1 protein-coding gene is annotated in these 1795 nt (G+C 40.9%); it reads right to left on the reverse strand.

The features are described 5' to 3' along the window. Positions 1-1673: IS1182 family transposase (locus ODU50_RS10310; protein WP_398581411.1), on the reverse strand; the 1673-nt coding region annotated here is incomplete at its 3' end. Positions 1674-1795 lie beyond the last annotated feature (122 nt).

A 1795-nucleotide genomic window follows, 5' to 3' on the forward strand; every position in this document is an offset into this window, starting at 1 on the left:
GAGACTGGGCAAAAACTAGCCAGTAAATAAAAAACACAGATAGATTCAAGCTGATTCTGATGAAATTCAGCCGAACTGTCTGTGTTTTTCTTTTTGTTTCTATTATCATGGACTAATTTCTTCGCCAATTTCGTGAGATTCATGCTCATTAGGAGGAATCCTATCTCTGTTTCAACCACCTTTTGACCTCTGACATGCACTCTACGCACGCCAAAAACACCCTTCATCCTACCAAATACAGGTTCGACATCCACCTTGCGTTTGGCATAAATGCGGGCTCCCTCTTTACTTGTCAATTTCTCTTTGACTAAGTTCTTGAAATAGTTCCACGTAGGATTATACTGAATTTGTTTGAGGTTTCCTTTTTCCGTCCGTGCTAATTGGTTTAGCTCCTCACTAGCTTGTACTGGATCAGCTTCGTAAATCTTAATATCTCTCTCAAATCCATACTTATCCGTTCTTCGTGAATAATTCTTGAATGAATACACAACACCATCTGGCTTTATCCACTGATCAGAATCTTCTAGATAGGTCCAATTTTCAGGATTGGCATCACTCTTCTTGTAGCTTTTCTTCTGCTCTTTCTGATATGTTCCGTAGGGAATCAGAGGTGTTTTCTCCAGGTCATCAACGATAAAGCTATAATTTTCTTCACTACCATAACCTGCATCTGCGACAATGTGTTGAAAGAGTTCTAGGGTTTGGATGGATTGAAGAAAAGGCTTGAGTGTACGAGTGTCAGTTGGATTCGGGTACAGTCCGTAAGCTAAGGCAAACTGGCTGTTTGTGCCAAGTTGGAGGTTGTAACCAGGCTTGAGCTGGCCATTCTTCATATGATCTTCTTTCATTCGCATGAATGTTGCATCGTGATCCGTTTTAGAATAGGAATTTCGCTCTTGTAGAATCTGTTTATCTCGTTCGTACTTCTGTTTCCGAACAAGAAAATCCTCTTTCAACTTTCTCTTTAGTTTCTTAATTCTTCTTCGTTTCTGTTTGTTGGCTGAGCCACCTTTGATGACTTTAGGCTCTTGTGAGATAGCTTCTTCCACCTCGTCCAATACTTGTTCGGTTTCTTGTAGGAGTTGTTTGAGTCCCTCGCTAGTGAGGTATTCTTCCTTGGACAAGGCAGTATTCACCCCTTCTTGGACTAGTTTGTCATAAAGGGAAGAAATGTTTCCGTTCAAGGCATCTTCATAGCGTTCAACGGCCTTTTTCCACGTGAAAGAATACTTGTTGGCATCAGCTTCTACCTTGGTCCCGTCAATGAAGAGAGCCTCATCTTCAATCAATCCATTCTCTCTGAGGAGGAGAGTGAAGTAGATGAAGGCAGTTTTGATGAGCTGATTGGCGTGTGTGCTAGCCCGAAAACTGTTTATGGTCCGATAACAGACATAGGTATCCTGACTCAGCCATTTCATAGGAATGACTTCTTCATTCATTTGGACGATTTTTCGACCAGAGAATACTTGGCGAGCGTAGGCGAACAGGGTCATTTTAAGTAACATAGCGGGATGAAAGGCTGGACGACCTGTGTGGGAAGTTTCTTCCAATAGAACGGATGAAGGAATAGTATCCACAAACTGACTAATCAGACGAGCCTCATGAGTAGCAGGTAAATCCCAAGAAAGATTTAATTCCAAACTAAGCTGATTTGTGTTATACTGTTTATACATTTTCATGCCTTTCTAGTTGTTTTGTGGTTATTATAATTATAAAGCATGAAGTGGAAAACGAGCAACTCCTAATTGGAATTGCTCGTTTTTTATATGTGAGAAGCTAGTTTTTGCCCAGCCTC

Origin of the sequence: Streptococcus sp. 2020WUSS084, assembly GCF_044427445.1 — a bacterium.
Classification (GTDB): domain Bacteria; phylum Bacillota; class Bacilli; order Lactobacillales; family Streptococcaceae; genus Streptococcus; species Streptococcus suis.